We start from the raw sequence: 25,764 nt of genomic DNA, 5'->3' as shown, positions 1-25,764 counted from the left end.
GATGGACATCTTCAGCGTTACCTGCCCCTCCTGCGGCCGCGAATACTACGCGGACATGCTGCTCTACTCCCTGCCCGTGGAGCTGCACTGCCCCTTCTGCGGCGTGTATTTCTTTAAGGAAGACAGCCCCCTGGTGATCTCCGGCAGCGTCAACTCGGCGGCGGTGGCCAAGGTGCCCGGCGGCCTGAAGCCCGAGACCATCTACCGCCCCGGCCGGGAGAAAAGCTGATGGCCGAGGACAGCATCGGCCGTCCGGTACTCAAATTCGACGCCTGGGACAAGGTAACCGGCAAGGCTCTCTATGCCGGCGACCACCAGCCCGACAGCGCCCTGCACCTGGCCGTGGCCCGCAGCAAGGTGGCCCACGCCGAGTTGATAGGCCTGGACGTCGGCGCGGCCAAGGCCGCTCCCGGCGTGGTGGGGGTATGGACCGCCGCCGATCTGCCCGGCGAGGTGATGCTGGGCCCGCGCCTCAAGGACGAACCGGCCCTGTGCGTGGACAAGGTGCGCCGGGTGGGCGACCCCCTGGCCCTGGTGGCCGCCGATACCCTGGAGCAGGCCCAGGCCGCCGCCCGGTTGGTCAAGCCCGACTACCGGCTCCTGCCCGGCGTGTTCACCCCGGAGGAATCGCTGGCCCCCGGCGCGCCGGTGGTCAACGGCGAGAGCAACCTGGTGTTCGAGCGCGGCCTGCTCAGGGGCGAGGGAGCGGCGGCCTTGGCCGGTTGCGACATCGTCATCGAGCGCACCTACCGCACCCAGATGATCGAGCACGCCTATCTGGAGCCCGAGGCGGGCCTGGCCTGGTGGGAGGGCGAGGTCCTGGTGATCAAGCTGCCCACCAAGCACGCCCACCTGGACCAGAGTATGCTGAGCCGCATCCTGGCCCTGCCCCCCGAGCGCCTGCGCATCATCTGCGCCACCATCGGCGGCTACTTCGGGGACAAGCAGGGGCTCTCGCCGGGATACTTCTGCGCCATGGCCACCTACTTTACTGGCCGCCCGGCGCGCATGACCTATGGCCGCGAGGAGTCCTTCCAGACCAGCACCAAGCGCCACCCCATGGTAGTGACCATGACCACCGGGGCCACCAAGGAGGGCCGCCTGGTGGCGGTCAAAACCGAGATATTGGCCGACACCGGCTGCTACGCCTCCTACGGCCCCTCCATCCTGACCCGGGCGGTGGTGCACTGCGCCGGCCCCTACAACGTGCCCAACGTGGAGTCGCACGGCCGCCTGGTCTACACCAACAACCCGGTGTGCGGGGCCATGCGCGGCTTCGGGGTGCCCCAGGTGGCCATCGCCCACGAATGCCAGATGGACCTGGTGGCCGCCGCCTGCGGCAAGACCCCGGCCGAGATAAGGCGGCTCAACTTCCTGGAGCCCGGCGACAGCACCGCCGCGGGCCAGGAGCTCACCGCCTCGGTGGGCATCACCAAATGCCTGGAGCAGGTGGAGCAGGCCCAAGCCCAGCTGTCCCCCCATCCCCGCGAGAACGACCCCGACTGGCTCACCGCCTGGGGCCTGGGGGCCACCTACTACGGCATCGGCCTCACCGGCCTGCCCAACCCCGGCGCGGCCCGCCTGGTGCTTTCCGACCAGGGCGAGGTGACCCTCCTGGTGGGCACCGGCGACGGCGGCCAGGGCGCATCCACCACCATGAAGATGATCGCCGCCCAGGAGCTGGGCCTGGACGCGGATCAGGTGGAGCTGGTCGCCGGCGACACCTCCACCTGCCCCAACTCCGGCCCCTCCACCGCCAGCCGCCTCACCTACGTGGTGGGCAGCGCGGTGCAGCGGGCCGGGGCGGCCCTGCGCCAGCGCCTGGTGGAGCTGGCCCAGCGGGCCGACGGCTCCGGCGAGGCCAGCTGGCGCGACGGCCAGTTGTGGATGGAGGGCCGGGCCTGGGAGCTGGCCCAGGCGGCGCGGCGCCTGCTCAGCGAGCCCCTGGAGGTGGAGGGCACCTTCGACCCGCCCACCCGCAAGCTGGACCCGGTCACCGGCCAGGGCGCGCCCTATGCCACCTACGCCTTCGCGGTGCACGCGGCCCAGGTGGCGGTGGAAAAGCTCACCGGCCGCCTGGAGGTTTTGCGCCTGGTGGCCTGCCATGACGTGGGCAAGGTGATCCACCCGGTGAACCTGGCCGCCCAGATTCAGGGCGCGGCCATGATGGGCCTGGGCTACGCGGTGAGCGAGCAGGTCCTTCTGGACCAAGGGCGCATCGTCAACCCCCACTTTTTGGACTACAAGCTCCCCCACGCCTGGCCCGCGCCGGAGGTGGTGGTGCGGGTGGTGGAGGATCCCGAGCCCACCGGCCCCTACGGAGCCAAGGGGGTGGCCGAGCCCGCCCTGCTTTCCACCGCCCCGGCGGTGCACAACGCGGTGGCCGCCGTCCTGGGCGAGCCCACCTACAGCAACCCGGTGGCCGGCGAGACCCTGTGGCAAATCTTGAACCGCCAGCGGCGGCAGCAAAGGATGGACAACGCGTGAGCGAGGAGCGCAAAAGCTGGCGCGAATATTGGAGGGCCAAGTCCTGGCAGGCCAAAAGCGCCACCCTGGTGGCGGCGGTTCTGGCCCTGTTCCAGATATACACCGCCCTGTTCGGGGCCTTCGACGCCCTCATCCAGCGGGCCATCCACCTGGGCCTGGGGTTGATCCTGCTGTTTCTGGTACGCCCCGGCCTTATCCGGGCCAAGGGCAAGCCCCGGCCTTCCTGGCTGGACTGGGTGTTCCTGTTCGTGTCCGGGGCGGCCACCGCCTACCTGGCCCTCAACTACGACTGGGTCACCGAGGAGCGCTTCCCCTTCATCACCGAGCTTTCCCCCTGGGAGATGACCCTGGGCATCGCCATGGTGCTCATCGTGCTGGAGGCCACCCGGCGCATGTTCAACAAGGGCCTGTTCTTCGTGGTGCTGGCCTTTCTCATCTACCCCCTGCTGGGGCCCTACCTCTGGGGTCCCTTCCACACCTCGGCGGTCACCTTCAAGGACATGGTTGATTTCAACTACCTGTCCCTGGGGGGCATCTTCGGCATCCCCCTGGGGGTGTCGGCCACGGAGATCGCCCTGTTCGTCATTTTCGGGGCGGTGCTGCTGCACACCGGCGGGGCCATGCTCTTCAGCAACCTGGCCACCACCCTCACCGGCAACATGGTGGGCGGCCCGGCCAAGGTGGCCGTGGTGGCCAGCTCGCTCATGGGCACCATCACCGGCAGCGGCGCGGCCAACGTGGCCACCACCGGGGTGGTGACCATCCCCATGATGAAAAACGCGGGCTACCGCCCCGAGTTCGCCGGGGCGGTGGAGGCGGTGGCCTCCACCGGCGGGCAGATCATGCCCCCGGTGATGGGCGCGGCCGCCTTCGTGATGAGCGCCTTCTCGGGCATCCCCTACTCCACCATCATCTACTACGCCCTGTTCCCGGCGGTGCTCTACTACATCAGCGTGTTCATCACCGTGGACCTGGAGGCCCGCAAGAACCGCCTGCCGGGCCTGAAGGTGGACGTCACCCCCGGCCAGACCATGCGCGACTACGGCCACATGCTCATCCCCCTGGCGCTGCTCATCTACATGCTGGTGGCCGGCTACAGCCCCAGCATGGCCGGCGGGGTGGGCGTGGTCTCGGCCCTGGTCATCTGCCAGTTGCGCAAGACCACCCGCCTGAACCTGGCGGGCATCCTGAACGCCCTGGAAGCGGGCTGCAAGGGCATGCTCATCGTTACCATCTCCACCGCCGCCGCGGGCATCATCGTGGGCAGCGTGGACCTCACCGGCCTGGGCAACCGCCTGGGCACCGCTTTCGTGGACCTGGCCGGCGGGCACCTGCTCTTGGGCCTGATGATGGCCATGGTCATCGCCCTGATCCTGGGGGCGGGCATGCCCACCACCCCGGCCTACATCGTGCAGGTGGCCACGGTGATCCCCGCCCTGATGGCCCTGGGCCTGCCCGCCCACGTGGCCCACTTGTTCGCCTTCTACTTCTCCTGCCTGTCGCTCATCTCCCCACCGGTGGCCGCCGCCGCCTTCACCGCCGCGGCCATAGCCGGGGCCGACGGCTGGAAGACGGGCTGGGCCGCCACCCGCATAGGCATCGTGGCCTTCGTGGTGCCCTTCATGTTCGCCTACGACCAGAGCCTGCTCTTGGAAGGGCCTCTGGGGAAGATGGCCATGGACATGGGCACCGCCATATTGGGCGCGGCCTGCTTCGCGGTGGCCGGGGTTGGCTATCTATTGGGCAAGCTCAACACCCCGGAACGCGGCCTGGCCTTTGTCATCGGAATTTTGTTGATCATGCCGGTAAAAGCCTACAGCTTGGCCGGGCTGGCCCTGCTGGCCCTGTTGGTGCTGTGGCAGCTTTACCGGAGAAAAAAATCTCCCTTAACCGTTATCCCCGACTAACAAGGAGGCCCCCAATGGCTGTTAAAAAATGGTTGGCGACTTGCCTGGCCCTGAGCCTGCTCCTGGCCCTGGGCGTATTGAGCGTCGGAGTCCCCAGCGCGTGGGCCTACGACATCCGCTGGGGCACCGCTCCGGCCGGCGGAGTGTGGCAGGCCCTGGGCACGGCCATGGTGGAAGACACCATCAAGGCCAACCCCAAGCTCAAGGGTTCCACCATGCCCATAGGCGGCGCGGCCAACGTTATCGCCACCAACGCCGGCAAGATCAACGCCGCCTTCAGTTTTTCCACCACCGCCGCCGAGGCCTGGCAGGGCATCGAGTACTTCAAGAAGCAGGGCAAGCTCAACAACATCCGCGAACTGGCGGTCATCTTCCCCGAGCCCAGCCAGATCGTGGTCAACGCCGATTCGGGCATAAGCGACATCCCCCAGCTCAAGGGCAAGAAGGTCACCCCCGGCCCCAAGGGCAGCGCCATCGCGGTGGTCTCGCGCTACGTGCTGGAGGCCTACGGGCTTAGCTTCAAGAGCATCGACACCCGCTTTTTGAGCTTCGCCGAGGCGGGCAAGCAGTTCATCGACGGCCACATCGACGCCATCCTCTACGGGGCCATGGCCTACCCCGCGCCGCCCATCCTCAACGCGGCCAGCCAGCGCAAGATCAAGATGCTGCCCCTGTCCGAGGAAGTCATCGACAAGCTGGTCAAGAGCCACAAGGGTCTGGAGCCCTACACCCTGCCCAAGGGCAGCTATCCCGGCGTGGATCAGGAGATGCCCGGCATCATCGCCAACGTGGTGGTCATCGCCAACAAGGACATGCCCGACGAGGTGGCCTACGCCATCGTGAAAAGCATCGACCAAAACTTCGACCGCTACGGCAAGATGATCAAGGCCATGCGGCTGGGCAAGCGCCAGGACATGGCCAAGGACGTGGGCATCCCCATGCATCCGGGCGCCGTGAAGTATTACAAGGAAAAGGGCTGGATCAAGTAGCGATCCGGCCTCGCCTCAACCCCGGGGCGGGCCCCGCGACTTGGAGCCCGCCCCGCGCCCAGCAGGGAGAAACGCCGTGCCCGCCGAACAAGCCGTGCGCCTGAGCTTCACCGTGGTGGTGGACAACAACGTGGACATATTCCTGCCCAGCTCGGGGCCTCTGCGCTATCCCTCGCCCGGCCCCCAGTCCATGCTGCTGGGCGCCCAGGGGTTTTCCGCCTGGCTGGAGGTGGAGGGCCCCGGCGGCGAGACCACCCGCCTGCTATATGACTTCGGCCGGGGCGGCCCGGCGCTTTTAAACAACTTGCGGCTGCTGGGCCTGGACCCGGCCCAGGCCGACTACCTGGTGCTCAGCCACGGACACATCGACCATTACGGCGGCTTGCGCGATATCACCGAGGCCTACGACATCAAGGCGCCCCTCATCACCCACCCGCGCACCTTTGGCGAGCGGGGGGTCAAAAAACCCGGCGGCCAGGTGGCCGGGCCCTGGGTGTTGGACCGCGAGGAGACCGCCGCCTGGCTGGGCGCCCGGCCCATCCTGGCCGACAGCCCCACCCCCCTGGGACCGGGCCTGTGGGTCAGCGGCGGCATCCCCCGCCAAAGCCCGCGCGACGTGCTCTGGCCCGGCGGCCTGCGCCGCGAGGACGGCCAGTGGCAGCCCGACAACCTGGAAGACGACCAGGCCCTGGTGGTCAACCTGGCCGGACGGGGCCTGGTGGTCATCACCGGCTGCTGCCACGCCGGGGTATTCAACACCATCGCCGCGGCCCAGGCTATCTGCCCCGGCGTGCCGCTCTACGCCCTGGTGGGCGGACTGCACCTGAATTTCCTGGACGCGGCCCAACTGGAGGGCGTGGTGGCCGGGCTGCTGGAGGAGAACCCCGGACTGGTGCTGCCCATGCATTGCACCGGGGCCCTGGCCCAGCAGACGCTGCGCAACCGCCTGGGGGCCCGCTGCCCCTTTACCACCGTGGGCATGACCCTGGCCCTGGACTGAGAGTCTCCCGCCTCGCGGCCATAGGGGCCGTCGCACCGCGCGGCGGCCCCTCTCCTTTGGCCACCGCCCCCACGCAACAAACCCTGGCCAGCAAGGCCCGCCTGTGGCTAAGATAGACAGGTCCGGCGTTCGCCGGAAGCCATGCAATTGCGCGGCGGCGCAACAAAAAACGAGGAGGCGGCGTGGCCCTTAAAACCGGCAAACAATATCTGGAGTCAGTGGCGGACCTTAAGCTGGAAGCCCACATGCTGGGCCGCAAATCCGGCGACCTGGGCGAACACGGCCTGGTCCAGCCTTCGCAAAAGGCGGTGGCCTTCACCTTTGACGCGGCCCACGACCCGGCCACCCGCGACCTTTTTTGCGTGGAGTCCTCCCTGTGCAAGGCCGAGATCAACCGCTTCACCCACCTGCACCAAAGCGCCGAGGACCTGGTGAACAAGGTGAAGATGCAGCGCTACTGTGGCGCGGGCACCGCCTGCTGTTTTCAGCGCTGCGTGGGCCTGGACGCGGCCAACGCCATCTACAGCACCACCTTTGAGTGCGACCAAAAGCACGGGACCGACTATCACCAGCGCTTCAAGGATTACTGGAGCTGGATTCAGCAGAACGACCTGGTGGTGGACGGGGCCATGACCGACCCCAAGGGCGACCGGGGCAAGCGGCCCAAGGACCAGGTGGACCCGGACCTGTTCCTTCGGGTCAAGGAGCGCCGCCCGGGGGGCGTGGTCATTTCCGGGGCCAAGCTGCACCAGACCGGCATGCTCAACTCCCACGAGATCTTGGTGATGCCCACCCTGACCATGCGGCCGGGCGAGGAGGCCTGGGCGGTGTGCTGCGCGGTGCCCACCAATGCCGAGGGCGTGCGCTACATCTACGGGCGCCAGGCCAGCGACACCCGCAAGCTGGAGGCCGACCCCCTGGACGTGGGCAATCCCTTTGGCGGCCAGGAGGTGATGACCGTCTTTGAGGACGTGTTCGTGCCCGACGAGCGGGTGTTCCTGGACGGCGAGGTGGATTTCTCCGGCACCCTGGTGGAGCGCTTCGCCTCCTACCACCGCCAGAGTTACGGCGGCTGCAAGGTGGGGGTGGGCGACGCCCTCATCGGGGCCACCGCGCTCATCGCCCAGATGAACGGGGTGGCCGGGGCCAGCCACATCAAGGACAAGATCGTGGAGATGATCCACCTCAACGAGACCATCTTCTCCTGCGGCATCGCCTGCTCGGCCACCGGCGAGGCCACGGCGGCGGGCAACTACCTGGTCAACCTGCTGTTGGCCAACGTGTGCAAGCTCAACGTGACCCGCTTCCCCTACGAGCTGGCCCGCCTGGCCACCGACGTGGCCGGGGGCCTGTTGGGCACCATGCCCTCGGCGGCCGACCTCAACGACCCGGTGGCCGGGCCCTACATCAAGAAGTACCTGGCCGCCAACCCCGACTTCCCGGTGGTGGACCGCATGAAGGTGCTGCGGCTCATCGAGAACCTGGTGGCCGGGGCCGGGGCAGTGGGCTACTTGATCGAGTCCATGCACGGGGCCGGGCCGCCCACCGCCCAGCGCATCATGATCGGCCGCCAGGCCGACCTCGAGCAAAAGGTGGCCCGGGTAAAAAACATGCTGGGCCTGGTCTAGGCCAGCGGGGGAGACGCCAGCCATGAAACCACGCAGCCAAAAAATCCTGGCCCGGCCCGAATGGTCCAAGATGCGCGCCCTGTACAAGTCCATGGGCTACAGCGACTACGACCTGGAACGGCCCCTGATCGGCATAGCCAACTCCTGGAACCGGGTGGTGCCCGGCCACTACAACCTGCGCCGGGTGTCGGAGTACGTGCAGCAAGGCATCCGCCAGGCCGGGGGCACCCCGGTGGAGTTCGGGGTCATCGCCGCCTGCGACGGTCTGGCTAACGGCCACGACGGCATGCACTACATCCTGCCCAGCCGCGACCTCATCGCCAACGACATCGAGATCATGATTCAGGCCCACCGCCTGGACGCGGTGGTGCTGTTGGGCTCCTGCGACAAGATCGTGCCCGGCATGCTCATGGCCGCCGCCCGCCTGGACCTGCCGGCCATCCTGGTGGTGGGCGGGCCCATGGCCGGGGGCTGCGAATTCGACGGGCGGCCCAGCGACACCACTTCCCTGGTGGAGGCCATGGGCATGCTCAGCCGGGGCAAGATCAGCGAGGAGGAGCTGTACCGCCTGGAAGACGCGGTGGCCCCCACCTGCGGCTCCTGCTCCTTTTTGGGCACCGCCAACACCATGTGCTGCCTGGCCGAAGGCCTGGGCCTGAGCCTGCCGGGCAGCGCCACCATCCCCGCCTATTTCGCCGACCGTTTGCGCGCGGCCCAGGAAGCGGGGCGGCGCATCGTGGCCATGGTGGAGGAGGATCTCACCGCCCGCCAAATCATCACCCCCGCCTCCCTGGCCAACGCCATGCGGCTGAGCAGCGCCATCGGCGGCTCCACCAACACGGTGTTGCACCTGCCGGCGGTGGCCTACGAGGCCGGGTTCGAACTGAGCATGGCCGATATCCAGCGCCTGGCCAAGGAGACTCCCCACCTGGCCAAGATGAACCCCGCCGCTCCCCAAAACCTGGGCGACTTCCACGCGGCGGGCGGGGTGCCGGCGGTGCTCAAGCGCCTGCTGCCCCTGCTGGACGGCAACACCCTCACGGTCACCGGGCAAACCCTGGCCCAAAACCTGGCAAGCGTCCAGATTCAGGAGCACCCCATGCTGCGCGGCCTGGACGACCCCTGGGAGGTGGGTGGCGGGCTGGCGGTGCTCCGAGGCAACCTGGCCCCCCGCACCGGCATCACCAAGCCGGCGGCCATCAAGCCCGAGATGCGCGTGTTTAAGGGCAAGGCCCGCTGCTTCGACTGCGAGGAGGAAGCCAACCAGGCCATCCTGGCCGACCAGGTGGGGCCGGGCGAGGTGGTGGTGATCCGCTACGAGGGGCCCAAGGGCGGTCCGGGCATGCGCGAGATGTACAAGGCCATGAAGCTGCTCTACGGCAAGGGCCTGGCCCTGAGCACGGCGGTGGTCACCGACGGGCGTTTCTCGGGCACCAACAACGGCTGCTTCGTGGGCCACGTCTCACCAGAGGCGGCCGAGGGCGGTCCCTTGGCCCTGGTGGCCGACGGCGACCAGATTACGATCGACATCCCGGCGGGCCGCCTGCACCTGGCGGTGAGCGACGAGGAACTGGCCCGGCGCAAGGCCGCCTGGCAGGCCCCGCCGCGCAAATTCACCAGCGGCTACCTGGCCGTCTACGCCCGCCTGGCCTCCTCGGCCGACCAGGGGGCGGTCATTCGCCACCGAGACTGAGGGACAGACCACGCCGCCTGGTGCTGCCTGGCGAAGCCGGATTCGGCACAGCCAGGGAGGGCCAGGCAAGGCGTCGGGCAAGCGAACCCCGCAGGCGTATTTTTACATACGCCGAGGAGCGAGCGACGCCGACAACGCAGCCTGGCACTGCCTGGCGAAGCCGGACCCGGCACAGCCAGGCGCCGCAGAGCAAGGCGTCGGGCAAGCGAACCCCGCAGGCGTATAGGCTAATACGTCGAGGAGGTGAGCGAAGCCCGCAACGCCGCCATGCGGAGTCTGGCGAAGCCGGACCTAGTACATGCCCATGATGGCGTTGAGCGACTGCTTAATATGGGCCACGCTCAACTCGCGCAGCTTGGACTCGTTCTGGTCCTTGATGGCCTGGATTATCTCCTGGGCCTGGTGGAAAAAACTGCCGCTCATGATGTTGTGGGGACGGGAGCGCCAAAAGCGCAGATAGCCGGAGAGCATGCGTTCCAGGAGGGCGGCCAGCTGCTTGTTGCCCGTGGCCTGGTAGAGCACGCGGTGGAATTCGGTGTCCAGGCGCGATAGCTCCTCGTTGTCCTGCACCTTGTCCAGGTCGGAGATCTCGGCCAGGATGCCGTCCAGGGTGGCCAGGATGGCCGGGGTCATGCGCCGCATGGCCAGCAGGTTGGCCTCCACCTCCAGCATCAGGCGGATCTCGGTGGTGTCGCGCATGCGGTCCAGGGTAAGGGGACTGACCGTGAAGTGGCTGCCGTTGCGATATACCCAGTCCTCGGCCTCCAGGTAGATGATGGCTTCCTTGACCGGCGTGCGGCTGACCCCGTAGAAGGAGGCCAGATCGCTCAGGTTCAGATTGGCCTCCGGCTCGATGTCCAGGCTGATGACCCGTTGCTTGAGGTCTTCGAATATTTCTCTAGGATCCACTTGCCCCCCCTCCCCGGCGCATTAAGGTTATTGGGGCGCCCCCCTGAGGGGGCGCTTGCGCCACGGGCCTAGCCCGCGTATACCACGCCTTCCACCTCCACCAGGCCGCCCACGGGCAGCTTGGCCACCTGCACGCAGGCCCGGGCGGGATAGCCTTCCTCGGCCGAGAAATGCTCGGCGTAAATCTGGTTCACCGCCGGGAAGTCGGCCATGTCCTGCAAAAAGATGGTGGTCTTGACCACCTGGCTCCAGCCCAGGCCGGCGGCCTTGAGCACCGCCGCGAAGTTGGCCATGGCCTGCCGGGCCTGGGCCTCCACCCCGCCCTCGGCCAGGGCGCCGGTGGCCGGGTCCAGGCCCAACTGGCCCGAGACGAACAACAGATCGCCCGCCCAACAGGCGTGACTATAGGGCCCCACGGCGGCGGGCGCGTTTTGCGCGGTAACGGTCTTGGCTTTGCTCATTGCGTTTTCCCTTGCAGGGCGCGGCCTAGGACCAGCGCCGGAACAGTTGATGTTGTATGCCGAAACAGTCCAGCACCTTGCCCACGCTCTGGTCGATGAGGTCGGCAATGCTCTGGGGCCCGTGATAATAGGCCGGGATGGGCGGCAGGATGGTGGCCCCGATCTCCACCGCCTGGGTCATGAGCCGAAGGTGCCCGGCGTGCAGCGGGGTCTCGCGCACCATGAGCACCACCCGGCGGCGCTCCTTGAGGCACACGTCGGCGGCGCGCACGATGAGGTTGTAGTTGAAGGAATTGGCCACCGCCGAGAGCGTCTTGATGGTGCAGGGCGCGATGACCATGCCCTCGGTGAGAAAGGAGCCGCTGGAAACCGCGGCGGCCATGTCGCCCACCGGGTACACCTTGTCGGCCAGGCCCTCCACCTGCTTGGGGTGGTACTTGGTCTCTATGGTCAGGTTCAGCCGGGCGGCGTCGCTCATGATGAGATGGGTCTCGTATCCCAGCTGTTTGAGCACCTCCAGCAGGCGCACCCCATAGATGACTCCGCTGGCTCCGGTGATTCCCACGATGATCGGTTTGGCGTTATCCGCCATGGTTTTTCCTCCTGGCCGAGAGCCTATAATTTATCCTCGGCCTCATGACTCGGCCGAAACCGCGGCCGCGCCGCGCCCCGGCGGCACCGGGGCCTTGAGCACCCGGGGGCTGGCCAGCCCCGCCGCCACGAAGCAGCACAGGGCCAACACCAACAGGGGCGTCTGATAGGTGCCCGACAGAGACACCAGCCAGCCGCTGAACCACCCGGCGATGAGCCCGGCCCAGGCCTTGCCGGTTATGGTCAGGCCCCAGTTGGCCGTGGCGTTGTCGGCCCCGAAGTAATCGCCCACCACGGCCGCGTAGATCACGAAGGGCGCACCCCCCAACAGACCGGCCAAGAACACCACCGTGACGAACAGCCAGGGCAGCCCTCCGAACAGGCCCAGGGCCAGCAGGCACAGGCCCAGCAGGCTGAAGAACAGCAGCATGGTCCTTTCGCGGCCCAGGTAGTCCGAGGCCACCCCGCCCACGATGCGGCTGAAGCCGTTGCCCAGGGGAAAGGCCACCATCACCAGGGCGAACAGGGAGCCCGTAATGCCGAATTCCTGGGCGATCATCTTCAGGTGCGAGGCGAACATCAACACCGTGGCGATTATAAGGGTAAAGCCCAGGTAGATAATTTGCCACTGGGGGGTGGCCGCCATGCGCGCCGTCCGGTATTGGACCGCGGCCGCCCTGGACGTCCGCGCCGGGCCCCCCATCCGACGCTCCCAATCCCTCGGAGGATATGAGTATAGCAGGGTCAGGGGCAAAAGCATCGCGGCCATGGCCAGGGACAGATACCAAAAAGTTTCCCGCCAGCCAATCAGCTCCAGGCTGTCCTGGAGAAAGAAGTTGAACAACAAGGTACCCGCGCCGAAGCCGAACTCCACCACCCCAGTAGCCAGGCCTCTCTTGCGGGGAAACCACTTCAGGGCGGTGGCGGTGGAGATGCCGTTGAGGGCCCCCACCCCCAGGCCGCCCAGGCCGTAGAACAGGCACAGCTCCCAGGGGCCGGTGGTGTAGGAGGCGGCCAGCATGCCCGCGCCCACCAAAAAGGAGGCCATCAGGCAGGGGCGCCGGGGACCGGCGGCGTCGGCGTATAGCCCGGAAAAGGGCTGCACCAGGGTGGCGGCCAGGATGAACACCGTGAAGGTGAGGCCCAGTTGCTCCAGGGACCAGCCTTCTTGCCGGTTTATGGTGAAGGCGAACAGAAACCAGGAGTACTGGTAGATGCTGATGACCATCTTGACGCACAGCGCCGCGCCCATCAGCACCCAGCGATAATAACCGCCGCGCTCCATGCCTCTACCCGTTGCTCCCCGCCGCTCAACCCATCAGGCCGCGGTGCTTGGAGCCAAGGCGCGAGCCGCTAAGGACCCGCGCCCCGGCTTGCTTTAACTCAACCGCCGCCTATTCGCCCCAGGTCATGGGGGAGTCCTCCTTGGCGAACTCCAGATGGCAGAAGGGGCAGTGCAGGGGGATTTTGTCGTACTGCGGCTCGTAGAAGAGCCGGTCGATGTAATACAACTGCTTGCAGCCCGGGCAGGTGACCCAGACGTCCTTGGGGTTTCCGACTTTCTCAATGGTAATCATGACGCCTATCCTTTATAGCCCCGCCTAGGAGGAGGAGGGGTAGTTGCCCAACAGGCCGGGGTCCACGAAGTCCTCGAGCTGGATGGCCGCCGCCACCTCGTCGGGAGTCTTGTTGACCATCTGATAGAAGCGGGGCAGCCCGTTGCCGATGGGCGGCGGCATGGTGGCGTCGATGCCGCCCCGGGTGCCGATGTTGCCCGGCGAGGGGACGCTGGGGTCCAGCGGGAACACCGCCGCGCCCTCCACCACCACCAGGTCGCGGTCCCACTGGCTGCGGTAGGCGATGGACCACATCACGTCGCTCTCATTGAACAGGTCCATGTCCTCGTCGATGACGAACACGTGCTTCAAGCGGCTGTCGCAGGGCAGGGTGGCCATGATGACCTCCTTGCCGATGCCGGGCCGGGTCTTCTTGACCTGCACGTAGACGTGGTTGCGCCGCCCGGAGATGGGCACGAACACGTTCATCACCTCGGGCACCACGCTCTTGACCACGTTGTAGATGCGCGCCTCCAGGGGGAAGTTGCCCAGAAGCACCAGGTGGTCGGCCAGGCCCACGCCCAGGCCGTGGTAGATGGCGTCCTTGCGGTAGGTGACGCACTTGACGTCGATGACCGGGCTGGGGCGCTGGGGGCCGATGTAGCCGGGGTATTCGCCGAAGGGCCCCTCGGCCTCGAACACTTCGCGGGGCACGTAGCCCTCGATGACCATCTCGGCGTCGGCCGGGACCATGATGTCCTCGCCGAACAGCTCGCTGGGCACCAGCTTGACCGCCTCGCCCATGACCCCGCCCATGGAGGGGTAGTGGCTCTCGGGATAGGCCAGGCGCGATTGGGCTCCGGAGATGCCCGCCGGGTGATGGCCGATCCAGATGGCCACCGGCATGTCCTTGCCCGCGCCCCACCACTTCCAGATGTTCTGCATGCTGTGGCTGGTCACCGCCGGCCAGTAGCCGGTGCGCCGGGGGCTTTTTACCCAGATGCGCTGCAAGGAGCAGTTGTCCACCTTGGTCTCGGGGTCGTAGTTGCACACGAAGCCGGTGCCGATGTAGGGGCCGGGGTCCATGTAGTTGTGGGTGAGGATGGGGAACTTGAGCAGGTTGATGTCCTCACCGGTCTCGATCACTTCCTTGACCGGAGCCTCGTCCTTGGACACCTTCACCGGGTCGATGCGGTGGGACACCTTGGCGGCGTAGTCCATGGCGATGCGGCGGTGATCCAGGCCCAGTGCCTCGGCGCACAGCTCGCGGCTGGCGGTGAGGTTGGTGACCACCGGGAAGGCGCTTTCCTCTCCGTTGTCCAAGATGGGGTGTTCCACGATGATGACCGGATATTTGCGCAAAGCGTCCAGCTTGCGCTGCAAGGCCGAGATCTCGTAGGCGACCTTCATGGGCTTTTGCACCCTGAGGATCACCTCCGGCCTTTCCTTCTCCAGTTGCTCCAAGTAGGTCCGCAAATTTTTAGCCATGTCTAGTTACCTCTTTTCGGGGTAGGCATGATGCCACACTTGGGTCCAGGGGCGCCGGTCGTGGGCTCGAGAGCCAAGACCGCTGCCCGGCGTAATGCTCTCTCAGGCCCGGCCCATGGCCGTCGTCTGGTCCGGGCGATATTTGTAAGCGCAGAACAGGGCCGCCGCCAGCACCGCGAAACCTGCCAGGTTCAGCAGCACCGAGGACAGGCTGGCCCACAACAACACACCCGCCGCCATGAACAGCCCGCGCTGGTAGCCCTTGAGGCGCGCGCTGAACACCCCCATTATCGCGGCGGAGAAACTGACGATGATGAACGCCACCTTCACCAGGTCCAAAATTATCTCGGACCAATCGCCTATGAGCATCAGCCCGGGATAGGTGGCCAGCAGGAAGGGGATGGCGTAGATGGTCAGGCCCATCCAGCAGGCCCTGAGGCCCACCTGGGAGCTGTTGGCCCCGGCGATGCCCGCCCCGGCATAGGCGGCCAGGGCCACCGGGGGGGTGATCATGGACAGGTTGGCGAAAAAGAAGCCGAAGAAATGGGCGGTGATGGGCGGCACCCCGCCCTTGATCAGGGCGGGAATGGCCAGGATGGCCACGGTGATGTAGGCCGCGCTGGTGGGCATGCCCATGCCCAGCACCATGCAGATCAGCGAGGTGATGATCAAAAGCCACACCACGTTGTCCCCGGCGAAAGCCAGGATCAGGTCGCTGAACTTGAGCCCCAGCGAGGTCAGGGTGAGCACGCCCACGATGATGCCCGCGATGGCGCAAGGTATGGCCACGGCCACGCAGGCCTTGGCCCCGTCTTCCAGCGCCTTGACGAACAGGCCGAACTCTTTCCACTGGCGGGTGACGATCAGGGGAATGGCCGAGACCACCACCGCGCTAAGGATGGCCATGGTGGCCGCCAGGGTGATGGAGTAGCCGGCGGAAAGATAGTAGACGATCACCACCACCGGGATGAACATGTAGCTCTTGGACAGGGCCATGACCCAAAAACCCTTGCGGTCTTCCTCCGCCGTTTGCAGGTCGTGCTTGACCGCCTCGAAGTGCACCACCGCGTAGACCACGATGTAGTACAGGATGGAGGGGATGATGGCGGCCACGGCGATGGACCAGTAGGGAATCTGGGTCAGCTCGGCCATGATGAAGGCCGCCGCGCCCATGATGGGCGGCACGATCTGGCTGCCCGTGGAGGCCAGGGCCTCGATGGCCGCGGCCGAGGCGGGCTGATAGCCGGCCCGCTTCATCATGGGGATGGTGAAGGTGCCGGAGGTGGAGACGTTGGCCACCGCGCTGCCGCTGATGGTGCCCAAAAGGCTGGAGCTGATCACCGCCACCTTGCCCGGCCCGCCCTTCAGGCCGCCGGCCACGGAAACCGCCAGGTCGTTGTAGAACTCGCCCAGGCGGCCGTATTTGAGGAACGCCCCGAAGAGCACGAACAAAAACACGTAGATGGTGGAGACCCTGAGCGGTATGCCGAAGATACCCTCCTGGGTGAGCACCATGAACTCGGTGAAGCTGTCGCCGGTCACCGAGCTGTGGCCCAGCGCCCCCGGCAGCAGGTAGCCGAAAAAGGCGTAGGCGATGGCCACCAGGCCCAGGATGGACAGACCCCAGCCCATCACCCGGCGCCCCGCCTCCAAGACCAGGAAAATGAGCACCACGCAGACCAGCACGTCGCCCATCTCCACGTCGGAGACGAAGCGGATGCGCTCGGCGATGCGGGTGTAGCTGGCCATCATGTAGACGCCCACCGCGGCGGAGGCCAGGGCCAGCAGATAATCCGACCAGTTTTTTTGGTTGATCCAGGCCGGGCCGGGCCGGAGCAAAAAGGCCAGGATCAGGGCAAAGGACAGGTGCATGAACTCCAGCTGGAGAATGTCCAGATCAAAGGTGATGGAGTTGTAGAGTTGGACGACGGACCAGGCGATGGCCACCAGGGAAATCAGGTAAGTTTTTGCCGTGAGTCGCATGCGGCGCAATCCTTGGTTGAAGCCAGGCCCCCGGCCGGGCCGGGGGCCTGGGCTCGTAAGGAACTACCTTCTACTTGAGGTATCCCGCTTCCTTGTAGTACTTCTCGGCACCGGGGTGCAGAGGCAGCGGCACATCGGGGGCCAACTGGGGACGGAAAGCGGCGGCGCCCTTGTAGGTGGTCGCCAATTCGGCCCGGTTTTCGCAGATGGCCTTGGTGATCTTATAGGCCACGTCGTTGGGCATCTTGTCGGTGGTCATGAGCAAAGTGGCGAAACCCAGCACCTGCACCGGCTTTTCCACGCCCCGGAAGGCGCCCTTGGGCAGGGTGCTCATGCGGTAGCCGTACTTGCCCACCAACTGCGCGCCCACCTTGGCGCCCATGGGCAGGAAGCGAATCTTGGTCAGGGTGGAAAGCTGGGTCCAGGAGGGGTGGCCCGGAGTGCTCACGTGGGCAAAGGCGTCGGCCTGGCCGTCCTTCATCATCTCCACCGCGGTGGGGAAGGAGACGAAGGTGACCTTGCCGCCCCAAGACTCGATGTCCTCATAGGTGATGCCGTAGGCCTTGAGCACCGTTTTGGTGGCCCACTCGCCGCTGCTGCCCTTGGGCAAAAGCACCAGGCGCAGGGGGAACTTCTTGGTTTTGAGTTCCTCGAAGCTGGTGATCGGCACGTTGCCCCGCACGGAGAACAGATACCAATAGGTGTCCAGGTTACCCACCAGCATGCGGATTTCGGGTGCCTTTTCCTTGTAGGGTGTTTCACCCTTGATGGCCTGGCCGGTTTCCACCGGGAAGCCCAGGGCGATGTTGGCCTTGCCCTTGTGCAACAGCATGGGGTTGCCCACGCCGCCGCTGTAGGGCAGCACGTCCACCGTGGAACCCTGGGGCAGAGTGCCCAGCATGATCTTGGCCATGGTCTGGGCCATGATGTACCAGCCGCTGCCGCTCTTGAAGGTGGCCATGGACAGCTTTTGGGGACCGGAATCAGCCGCCATGGCCTGTCCGCCCAGGGCCAGGCACAATAACGCGACGGCGACGATCCCGACGAGTTTGATCTTAGGTTTACGCATACTTTCCACCTTTCCTCTAATTTAGACGCAAAAGTTCAAAGCCCTCCGGATGTTTACCTACCCTATCTCCCCAGTTCGAATTTGAAATCGCAAAAGGGCCCCCCGGACATGATGGTTTGCGTGCGGCTCATGCGGATGCCGGGGTTGAACCCCTGGGCAAAGGCCGCGTCGCGGCCGCACGAAAGCACCTGTCCCAGTTCCTCATAGCCCAATTCACGATACATCTCGGCGTATCGGCAGCGGGTCACCTTGAAAACCAGCTTGCTGGAATCGCTTTCCTCCAGCTCGATCTCCAGGGCCCCGCCTTTTTTCCACATCTCGGTGGCCTTGTGGAACAGCTCCATGGAGTTGCCGCCCATGGCTTGGGCCGCTTGGGCCCCGGCCTCCCTGGCCAGACGCTGCACTACCTTGTCCACCTCGGCCAGGGCTCGTTCGGTGCCCAGGGCCTCGCAGAACTGCTCGATCAAAGGCCCGGCCATGCGGGCCTCGATCTCGCGGCGTACCAGCATGTTTACCTGGTTGATGTCCTCGGTCATTTGCTAGCGCCTCCCCGGTCCCCTAGTTACCCCTGGTGAGCATCATGTCCTTGAGGGGCATGCGCAGCGACTTGATGGAAGCCACGGAGGGCCAGCCGATGGCCAGGTGCATGGCCGGCTCGATGTTCTCGGGCAGCCCGTACTTCTTCTTGAAGCGGGCGGCGGTCTTGTCGGTGCAGGTGAGCCACACCGCGCCCAGGCCCAGGGCGTGGGCCATCAGGCACATGTGGTCGCCGGCCGCCGCGCAGTCGAGCATCATGTTGTGCGGCACCAGGCGGTCGTGGCCCACGGTCTCGTAGATGGCCTTGTCGTAGCAGATCACGATGACGGTGCAGCGCTCGGCCGGGGTGGGGATGTCGCTCCAGACCATCTTCATCTCTTCGGCTTCCTTGATCACCGCGAAGCGCACCACGTTGAGGTTGCAGCCGTTGGGGGCGGCCCGGCCCGCCTCCATGATCTGCTCCAGCATCTCATCGGGCACCGGCTTGTCGGCCACCCAGTCGCGGATGGAGTGGCGGTCCCAAATGAGCTTTTTGACCACGGCCATCTCGTCGGCGTTAAAGGCCTGGGGCAGCGGCTCGTCGATGCTCACTTTTTCCCCGGCCCGGATCTTGGCGGCCAGCTCCAAATAGCGCTTGCCCCATTGCAGGTCCGGATCGTCCAGGGGGAAGCCCCGCGCCTCGAGCGCCTCCCAGCAGATCTGGGCCTGGGTGCCGAAGATGGGGGTGGGCTCCTTGTCGCCCACCAAAATGGGATAGATCTCTACTTCTATGGTGTGGTGCACCCGCTCGCGAAACAAGGCCCTGAGACAAACGGGGTCCATCTCCATGAGGTCCTGCCTGCTGTATTCGCCATAAAGCCAGCGGACGGAATCCGCGCTGGCGGAAGAGTGCAACTCGTCAAACTTTTCGGCCATTTCTGCCTCCTAACACGTTTGTCATAAACCGGGCCCGGTAGTCCGGCAGGCGGCGGCCCGGCGGGCGGCCCCTTTTGATCGTCTCTCAGTATTCGGCGAAATGCTTTTCCAGCATTATTTTCAAAATGGTGCGGTCGGTTTCCACCATGCCCTCGGTGCTTAGCAGACCCACGTTCTTGGTGGTCTGCTCCAGGGTGCCGCCCACGATGCCGTCGGTGGGCTGCACGCTCACCCCCTGCAAGGCGAAGAGGGCCGCCTGGACCGCGGTGCCCGCGGCGGTGGAGAGCTTGAGCGCGCAACTGGCCTTGGCCCCGTCGCAGATCACCCCGGCCAGGTCCGAGGTGAGGTTGATGATGGCTCCGGCGATGTAGTGCAAGCTGCCGCCCAGAAGATAGGTGACCCCGGCCGCCGCGCCGGCCCCGGCGGCGATGGAACAGCCGCACACCGCCGACAGCCGTCCGGTGTGGGCCTTGACGTAGCCGGTGACCAGGTGGCTCAGCCCCACCGCCTTGAGCACCTCGGCGTCGTCCACCTCCAGGTAGTCGCGCAAGGCCCAGATGGGCAGCACGGCGGTGAGCCCGTGGTTGCCGCTGCCCGCCGAAGCCATGGCCGGCAGCTTGACCCCGGCCATGCGGGCGTCGGCCGCGGCCGAGGCCAGCATCTTGGCCGCCACGATCATGTCTTTTTTGATCAGGCCCTGGCGCACCAGACGCTCCAGGGCCTGGCCGGTGCCCAGGCCGGGTCCGTGCTTGAGGCCGTACTCGGCCAGCTTGAGGTTGACCTTTACGCTCTGTTCCAGGAAGTCCATGTCCTCCTGGTCGAAATCGTCGATCATGTCCAGCAGGTCGGACAGGGGCAGATCCTTGAACCACAGCTCCATCTGGGCGAGCTGGTTGGCCGAGCTGCCCTGCTTGCCGCCCAACAGGGGATGGTCGGTGAGCTCCCGGCCGTTCAGGGCCAGATAGGAGATATTGTCGTGCAGTTCGCTGACCACCGCCTCGGCCCGGTCCTCGCCGGCGCTCAGGACCACCTTGATGTACAGGCCGAACTCCCGGCGCAGGTTCACCTTGACCTTGCCCTGGGCCAGGGCCTGCTTGGCCTGGGACACCGCCGCCTCGCCGATGGGCTCCAGCACCTGCATGGACAGGGCGGGGTCGCCGCCCAGGGCGCCCAAAGCCGCGGCCATGTCCAGGCCCGACAGGCCCCCGGTGCCGGGGATGGAAACGGCGATGCCGTTCTTGTAGATGTTGGGGTCCACCCAGAGCTCCAGGCGATCGAAGCCCCGCTGGGGCAGCAGGGAAGCCGCCGCCGCCGCCGCCAGGGCGATGGCCACCGGCTCGGTGCAACCCAAGGCCGGAGCGACCTCCATTTTCAATATTTCTTTAACGGTAAAAGGCACTTTTATGACTCCTGGCCCGAAAAAATATGCCGGGCGTTCAACAAGATGCCGGGTTGGACCGATGTTGCCGCCGCTCCCGCGCCCCGAGGCCGGTACCCGCCGCCAACTCCCCCCTTGTAGTGCCGATCTCACCGGCGAGACGACGCCCGCCGGTCCAGGCTTGTTTTTTATTTATTCTGTATGTAACTTGTATGCACGTCAAGAGACATTATTGTAATCCGCACCCGTGTCCCTCGGCTCACGCGCTCGCTTCATCTACTATATTAGTATGATTTATCGGCCGCCCGGCTGCCACTCCGATAAGCCATCACTCCCAAGCCCATCCCGCAGATTTCCTGAAGGCGCAAAGCGGTACTTACGGCGCGCCGCGCTTGATGCACGCTCCCCCGCCGCGCCGACGCGGCAGGGCCGCGCGCGGCCGCCCGGCGGGGGCCAATCAAACACATATGCCCCGCCAGGGTCCGCCTGGCGGCCTACCGGATGGTAGCCCCCCCAAAAAAACGGGGCCTCCGCCCGCGCGGAAGCCCCGTGGTCAGGGTCGGTTGGTTAGCTGCGGCCTATTTGCACTCCCGGTCGATGGTGGAAGCCAGGGGCAGCTTTTTCAGGCGGCCGCCGTAGACGATGGGGTCGCCCTTATAACCCAGGGCCTTGAAGTCCAGGTAGTCGGTCTTCCCGATCAGCTCGTGCACGTCGCGGCCCTGCTTTTTCATCCACTCGAAGTCCGTGCCCCGGTGGGCCAGCTTCTTGAAGTCCACGTGGCGCTCGTCCTTGTGGCAGCGGCAGCAGGTCTTGTCCTTGGCCAGGGACTCGTGGCACTGGGCGCAGCCCAGGGCCGCCGTGGCCGGCATGGTCTCGTGGGTCAGGCCCCAGTACATGCGGGTCTGCACCCATTGGTACTGACCGCTGTAGGGCTTGAGCCCCTGGTTGCCGGGGTTGACCTTGATGGCCTCGGCCATGCCCTTGGCAAAGGCCTTGTTCCAGGTCTGCTCGATGACCTTCTCGGGCACCGGAGCCTTGGTCTTGCCTATGGTGGCCCAGAAGCCGCCGGGGCCGTAGAGGTGGGGCACCAGCAGCAGCTTGTTGAGCGCATCGGCGGGCTGGATGCCCTCCATGAGCTTGAAGGGATAGATGCGGCTGTCTGGATCGCGGAACCCGCCCACCGGCTTGGTGATGTCCACCACCTTGGAGGTGTCGATCTTGTCTCCCAGCAGCACCCGCTCCACTTTGCCGTTGTACCAGGCGTAGGTGGGCTTCATGCTCTCCTTCCACTTGAACTCGCCCTTTTTCCAGTCATAGTCGGGCATGCCGTAGCGGTCCTTCTTGGGCTTGCGCTCCTTGTGGCCCGCCTTGGACCAGTCCCACCAGGTCTTGGTGGCCCGGCACTTGGCATAAACCGGACTGTGGCAGGTGACGCAGAACAGGTGCTCCACGTGGCGGTTGAGGTGGTGGTCCAGCAGCGAGTTGCCGTGGTGGGGCTTGGCGGTGTGGCAATCCTGGCAGGTGCGCGAGCCCTCGGCCACGGGCAGCGACAGCGAGCGGCCGCTGATCTTATGGTTGCGGGTCTTGTGGCACTCCTGGCAGGCGAAGTCCATACCCCCCATGTGCACGTCGCAGTTCTTGGAGGGGTAGTAGAGGATGCCGTTCATGTCGCCGTGCTTGACCGCGTCGCCGCCGCCGCCTTGGAAGTGGCAGTCGCCGCAGTTCTTGCGGTTGGGATGGCCCACGCTCTGGGCGATCTTCTTGAGATCCAGCTGCAGGAAGGGCCAGCCGGCGGCGGTGGGCACCTTGCGGTAGGTGCCGGTGGTGTCGTGGCAGACCAGGCAGTCCATGCGGGTCTGGTCGTTGAAGTCGAAGTTGGCGTCGCTCCAGCCGTATCCCGCGTGGCAGGAGGTGCAGCGGGGCCAGTTGGAAGGCAGGGCCACGCAGAAGTTGTTGATGGTGTTGGTGGCCTTGCCCATGTCGATGCGCTTTTCATGCTCCACGGTGAAGGGCGAGGGGCCTTTCCACTGCCAGTGGGCCGCGCCGTGCAATTGGTCGGCCTGCTCCTGGTGACAGCGCAGGCACTCCTTGGTCACGGTGATGGGGTCGGGCTTGTCGGGCAGCTTCACCAGCTTGCGGTGGTCGGGCACCTTCTTGGCGTGGCAATCGGTGCAGCCCACCGGCCCTTGCTGGCGCTTTTCGTGGCAGCCCATGCACTGGCGGTGCAGGGCGGCCTTGAGCCCCAGGCGGCCGGGCAGCTCGGGGTTGAACGAGCCCTGGTGACAGGCCACGCAACGGGTGGTCTCCGAGGCGTCCGGGGCCGCCGGCTTGGCGTGGTGGCAGACGAAGCACTGGTCCTGCAGCACCGCGGCGTGCTTGCGGTGCATGAAGCGCACCGCCTCGAACTGATCGCCTTCCTGGTTGACCACCGGGCTGTCCAGCACCAGGTAGGGGCGCTTCATGTCCTTGAGCGTGGGCATCTTGTCGCCCAGGCGCAGGCGGCGCTGGCGCTGGCTCTCCTCCAGGGCCTTGACCACCAAAGGCGGGACCTCGTGGGCCAGCTTGAGGGCGGCCACCTGATCCACGGGCACCCAGGGGGTGCCGTCGGGGTTGACCTTGGGCGGCGGAGGCGGCGGGGGCTTCTTCCACTTCTTGGCCGCGGCCACGGGGTCGAAGGGCTTGGGCGCGGCGGGCGCGGCCGGGGTGGCGGCGTCGGGTCCCTGGTAGGCGTAGAGCACCAGGCCCAGACCCACCATCAGCCCCACCAGCCACAGGCTCAAATATTTCTTGCGTCGCGCGCTCATCAGTTGGCCTCCTTTCCTGCGGGGGAAAGAACCGGGAAGAAGTAGACGGTGAAGCGATAGGCCAGCATGAGAGTGGCTATGAATCCGGCGGTTATGGCCATCTCCCCCACCGAGGGGAAGTAGGACTGCACCGGATAAGGCGGCTGGTAGGCCACCAGGAACACGTTGATGCGGTTGATGACCACCCCGCCCACGATGAGGCAGGCGGCGATGAACAGGGGGGTGCGGTGGTTGCGCACCGCCGGGAACAGCAGCATGAGCCAGGGAATGACCACCCCGACCAGCACCTCCACCATAAAGGCGCGGCCCTGGGTCGAGCCGTCGAAGATGAGGGGCCACGCGCCGCGGTAGATCACGTCGCCGATCTTGAGCGCCCCGTAGATGCCCAACAGCACGATGGTGATGCGCACCATGCGCGAGAGGATGTCCATCTCGTCCTCAAGCTCGAACGAGGCGCTGACCAGGGTGTTTTCGAACACCACTATGGGAAAGCCCACCGCGATGGCCGAAGTGAGGAACAGCAGCGGCAGGATGGGGGTGTACCAAAGGGGGCTCATCTTGGTGGGGGCGATGAGCAGCAGGGAGCCCAGGCCCGACTGGTGCATGCACGAAAGCACCACCCCGGCGATGATGAACAACCACATCACCTTGCTCAGGTTGCGGTTCAAAAAGGCCAGCAGGCCCTCCAGCAGCTCGGCCACGGCCACCACCGGCCAGGAACGGTTGGCCAACGAGGCGCCGAAGCCTTTTTGGAAGCGCTCGGCCACCACGGGCAGGAACTCGGCGTGCAGCACCGCGGTGTAGATCATCACGCACATGGCCACTTCGAAGAGCACCGAGTTGGGGTTCCAAAAGACCATGGGCTTCCAGATGGCCCAGGAGCGGCCGATGTCCACCAAAAGGGCCAGGGACACGAAGACGTAGCCCAACAAGGCGGTGAGCAGGGCGGGACGCACCACCGGCTCGTAGGCGTGGCGTCCGAAGATATGGGCCAGGGCCGCGGTGGTGAAGCCGCCGGCGGCCAGGGCCACGCCCGAGGCCACGTCCACTCCGATCCACAGGCCCCAGGGGTGGGATTGGCTCAGGTGGCTCACCGCGCCCAGGCCGCCGGTGTAGCGGCCCAAGACGAACAGGAAGCCGATGACCGCCAGGGCGGCCATGACCAGGGCGCCGGGGCTCCAGAAGCGGGCCCGGCCTTGCAGGGGCGCCGCGTGGCTGTGCGCGCTCATTTGTCGCCCTCCCCTTGGTCCCGCCGCCGGTTGAACACGGCCATGGCCCCGCCCAGCAGGGCGAACAAGGACAGGGGGGCCCACATGTAGGCGAAGACGCCGTGCTGAATGGTCTCGGTGAGGTGCGGCATGGGCCGCTGGGGCAGATTCTGGAAGCCCAGCTTGGCAAAGGGCTCGCGGGAGATGTAGAGCCAACTGGTGCCGCCCACCTCCTTTTCGCCGTAGATCGTGGGCTGGTAGCGGCCGGGGTCGTCGGCCATCTTTTGCTTGGCCAGCTTGATCAGCTCCGAGCGCTTGCCGAAGGTTATGGCCTCCACCGGGCAGACCTGGGCGCAGCCGGGCTTGCCCCCCTCCTGGGAGATGCGCTCGAAACAGAAGGTGCACTTGCGCACCCGGGGAGTCAGCGGGTCGTGATACTCGTAGGCCGGAATCTGGAAAGGACAGGCCACCATGCAGTAGCGGCAGCCGATGCACTTGCTCACGTCGTAGTGCACCGCGCCGTTGGGCTTTTTACTCAGCGCCCCCACGATGCAGGCGCTGGCGCAGGCCGGGTCCTGGCAATGCATGCACTGCACCTTCACGAAGGTGGGGGCCAGCTGGTTGCGCTCGTCGCGGCGGCCGGTGTAGTGGCGGTTGATCACGGTGAAAGCCTCGGGGCCGGGGCGGCGCTTGGCGTCCAGCACGGTGAGGTCGTCAAAGGGCCGCTCGGGCTCGGCCAGGTGGTTCACCTGGTTGCAGGCCTGCTCGCATTTGCGGCATCCCACGCACACGCTCAGGTCCACCAGGCAGCCGTAGGCGTCCGGCGGCGGCTGATAGGCGCGGGCCGCCTGGGCCCGGCCGGGCTTGCCCAGGGCCGTCGCCCCCAGGGCCGTCCCGGTAAGCCCTAAAAATTTCCTCCTATTCAACTCCACTTGGCATTCCTTTCCAGTGCGGCAATACACGAGTCTTTCAGTAGGATTATAACCACTGTTTTCGTATGGTTAGATAATTTGGTCGGTAAAGAGCAATTAGCGAGCCAAGCGGGCAGGAAATTTAATTTACCAAACATAATGCGACATTGGGGGTTCTCGACCTCAGACGAAAATACCAATGGCCCTATAGCTTTTTTACGTTTATATTTACAAGTGTCTATACACCTGT

21 protein-coding genes are annotated in these 25,764 nt (G+C 65.9%); 7 read left to right on the top strand and 14 right to left on the bottom strand.

Going from position 1 to position 25,764, the window contains the following annotated elements:
- The first annotated feature begins 1 nt into the window (after position 1).
- The 7 genes from AACH32_RS03290 (at position 2) to ilvD (ending at position 9,704) form a co-directional block, all read left to right on the top strand.
- Positions 2-229, top strand: coding sequence for a hypothetical protein (locus AACH32_RS03290; protein WP_338605346.1), 228 nt, complete (start codon positions 2-4; stop codon positions 227-229).
- The gene (locus AACH32_RS03285; RefSeq protein WP_338605345.1) at positions 229-2,487 is read left to right on the top strand and encodes a xanthine dehydrogenase family protein molybdopterin-binding subunit; all 2,259 of its coding nucleotides are present in this window, start codon (positions 229-231) and stop codon (positions 2,485-2,487) included. Before AACH32_RS03290 ends, AACH32_RS03285 begins: the two co-directional genes overlap by 1 nt.
- On the top strand, positions 2,484-4,394 hold the full coding sequence (locus AACH32_RS03280) for a TRAP transporter permease (RefSeq protein WP_338605343.1): 1,911 nt from the start codon (positions 2,484-2,486) through the stop codon (positions 4,392-4,394). The genes AACH32_RS03285 and AACH32_RS03280 overlap by 4 nt, the downstream gene beginning before the upstream one ends.
- 14 nt (positions 4,395-4,408) lie before the next feature.
- On the top strand, positions 4,409-5,383 hold the full coding sequence (locus tag AACH32_RS03275) for a TAXI family TRAP transporter solute-binding subunit (RefSeq protein WP_338605341.1): 975 nt from the start codon (positions 4,409-4,411) through the stop codon (positions 5,381-5,383).
- A 76-nt stretch (positions 5,384-5,459) separates the two neighbouring features.
- Positions 5,460-6,383, top strand: a complete 924-nt coding sequence (locus AACH32_RS03270; RefSeq protein WP_338605339.1) for an MBL fold metallo-hydrolase — start codon at positions 5,460-5,462, stop codon at positions 6,381-6,383.
- A gap of 182 nt (positions 6,384-6,565) precedes the next feature.
- Positions 6,566-8,011 (top strand): 4-hydroxyphenylacetate 3-hydroxylase family protein, encoded by a 1,446-nt coding sequence (locus AACH32_RS03265; RefSeq protein ID WP_338605337.1) that lies wholly within the window; start codon positions 6,566-6,568, stop codon positions 8,009-8,011.
- 22 nt (positions 8,012-8,033) lie between these two features.
- On the top strand, positions 8,034-9,704 hold the full coding sequence (ilvD, locus tag AACH32_RS03260) for a dihydroxy-acid dehydratase (protein WP_338605335.1): 1,671 nt from the start codon (positions 8,034-8,036) through the stop codon (positions 9,702-9,704).
- A 291-nt stretch (positions 9,705-9,995) separates the two neighbouring features.
- On the opposite strand, the gene AACH32_RS03255 is transcribed toward ilvD, so the two are convergent.
- From AACH32_RS03255 to AACH32_RS03190, 14 genes are all read right to left on the bottom strand, one after another.
- Positions 9,996-10,613: a GntR family transcriptional regulator gene (locus AACH32_RS03255; RefSeq protein ID WP_338605334.1), complete on the bottom strand. Its 618-nt coding sequence runs from the start codon at positions 10,611-10,613 to the stop codon at positions 9,996-9,998.
- 68 nt (positions 10,614-10,681) lie between these two features.
- Positions 10,682-11,074 (bottom strand): Rid family detoxifying hydrolase, encoded by a 393-nt coding sequence (locus tag AACH32_RS03250; protein WP_338605332.1) that lies wholly within the window; start codon positions 11,072-11,074, stop codon positions 10,682-10,684.
- Between the two features lie 25 nt (positions 11,075-11,099).
- On the bottom strand, positions 11,100-11,666 hold the full coding sequence (locus AACH32_RS03245; RefSeq protein ID WP_338605331.1) for a UbiX family flavin prenyltransferase: 567 nt from the start codon (positions 11,664-11,666) through the stop codon (positions 11,100-11,102).
- A gap of 42 nt (positions 11,667-11,708) precedes the next feature.
- Entirely contained in the window at positions 11,709-12,950 is a 1,242-nt protein-coding gene (locus AACH32_RS03240) for an MFS transporter (RefSeq protein ID WP_338605330.1), read from the bottom strand.
- A gap of 109 nt (positions 12,951-13,059) precedes the next feature.
- Positions 13,060-13,242 carry a hypothetical protein gene (locus tag AACH32_RS03235; protein ID WP_338605329.1) on the bottom strand — a complete coding sequence of 61 codons (183 nt, stop codon included), beginning with the start codon at positions 13,240-13,242 and terminating at the stop codon, positions 13,060-13,062.
- A 24-nt stretch (positions 13,243-13,266) separates the two neighbouring features.
- Complete coding sequence (locus AACH32_RS03230) at positions 13,267-14,709, bottom strand: UbiD family decarboxylase (protein WP_338605328.1); 1,443 nt, start codon at positions 14,707-14,709, stop codon at positions 13,267-13,269.
- Positions 14,710-14,811: 102 nt separating this feature from the next.
- Positions 14,812-16,692 (bottom strand): TRAP transporter permease, encoded by a 1,881-nt coding sequence (locus tag AACH32_RS03225; protein WP_338605326.1) that lies wholly within the window; start codon positions 16,690-16,692, stop codon positions 14,812-14,814.
- 70 nt (positions 16,693-16,762) lie between these two features.
- Positions 16,763-17,761 carry a TAXI family TRAP transporter solute-binding subunit gene (locus tag AACH32_RS03220; RefSeq protein ID WP_338605325.1) on the bottom strand — a complete coding sequence of 333 codons (999 nt, stop codon included), beginning with the start codon at positions 17,759-17,761 and terminating at the stop codon, positions 16,763-16,765.
- A gap of 62 nt (positions 17,762-17,823) precedes the next feature.
- Entirely contained in the window at positions 17,824-18,297 is a 474-nt protein-coding gene (locus AACH32_RS03215; protein WP_338605323.1) for an L-2-amino-thiazoline-4-carboxylic acid hydrolase, read from the bottom strand.
- Positions 18,298-18,319: 22 nt separating this feature from the next.
- Entirely contained in the window at positions 18,320-19,213 is an 894-nt protein-coding gene (locus AACH32_RS03210) for a nitroreductase family protein (protein WP_338605321.1), read from the bottom strand.
- An 85-nt stretch (positions 19,214-19,298) separates the two neighbouring features.
- Complete coding sequence (locus tag AACH32_RS03205) at positions 19,299-20,612, bottom strand: serine dehydratase subunit alpha family protein (RefSeq protein WP_338605319.1); 1,314 nt, start codon at positions 20,610-20,612, stop codon at positions 19,299-19,301.
- 557 nt (positions 20,613-21,169) lie between these two features.
- Positions 21,170-23,395: a tetrathionate reductase family octaheme c-type cytochrome gene (locus AACH32_RS03200; protein WP_338605317.1), complete on the bottom strand. Its 2,226-nt coding sequence runs from the start codon at positions 23,393-23,395 to the stop codon at positions 21,170-21,172.
- A complete protein-coding gene (gene nrfD / locus AACH32_RS03195) occupies positions 23,395-24,624 on the bottom strand; it encodes an NrfD/PsrC family molybdoenzyme membrane anchor subunit (RefSeq protein ID WP_338605316.1) in 1,230 nt (409 codons plus the stop codon). Before nrfD ends, AACH32_RS03200 begins: the two co-directional genes overlap by 1 nt.
- Positions 24,621-25,535: a 4Fe-4S dicluster domain-containing protein gene (locus tag AACH32_RS03190; RefSeq protein WP_338605314.1), complete on the bottom strand. Its 915-nt coding sequence runs from the start codon at positions 25,533-25,535 to the stop codon at positions 24,621-24,623. Before AACH32_RS03190 ends, nrfD begins: the two co-directional genes overlap by 4 nt.
- Positions 25,536-25,764 lie beyond the last annotated feature (229 nt).

Source organism: Desulfoferula mesophila (genome assembly GCF_037076455.1).
Taxonomy (GTDB): domain Bacteria; phylum Desulfobacterota; class Desulfarculia; order Desulfarculales; family Desulfarculaceae; genus Desulfoferula; species Desulfoferula mesophila.
This window is presented reverse-complemented; position numbering and strand designations above follow the sequence as displayed.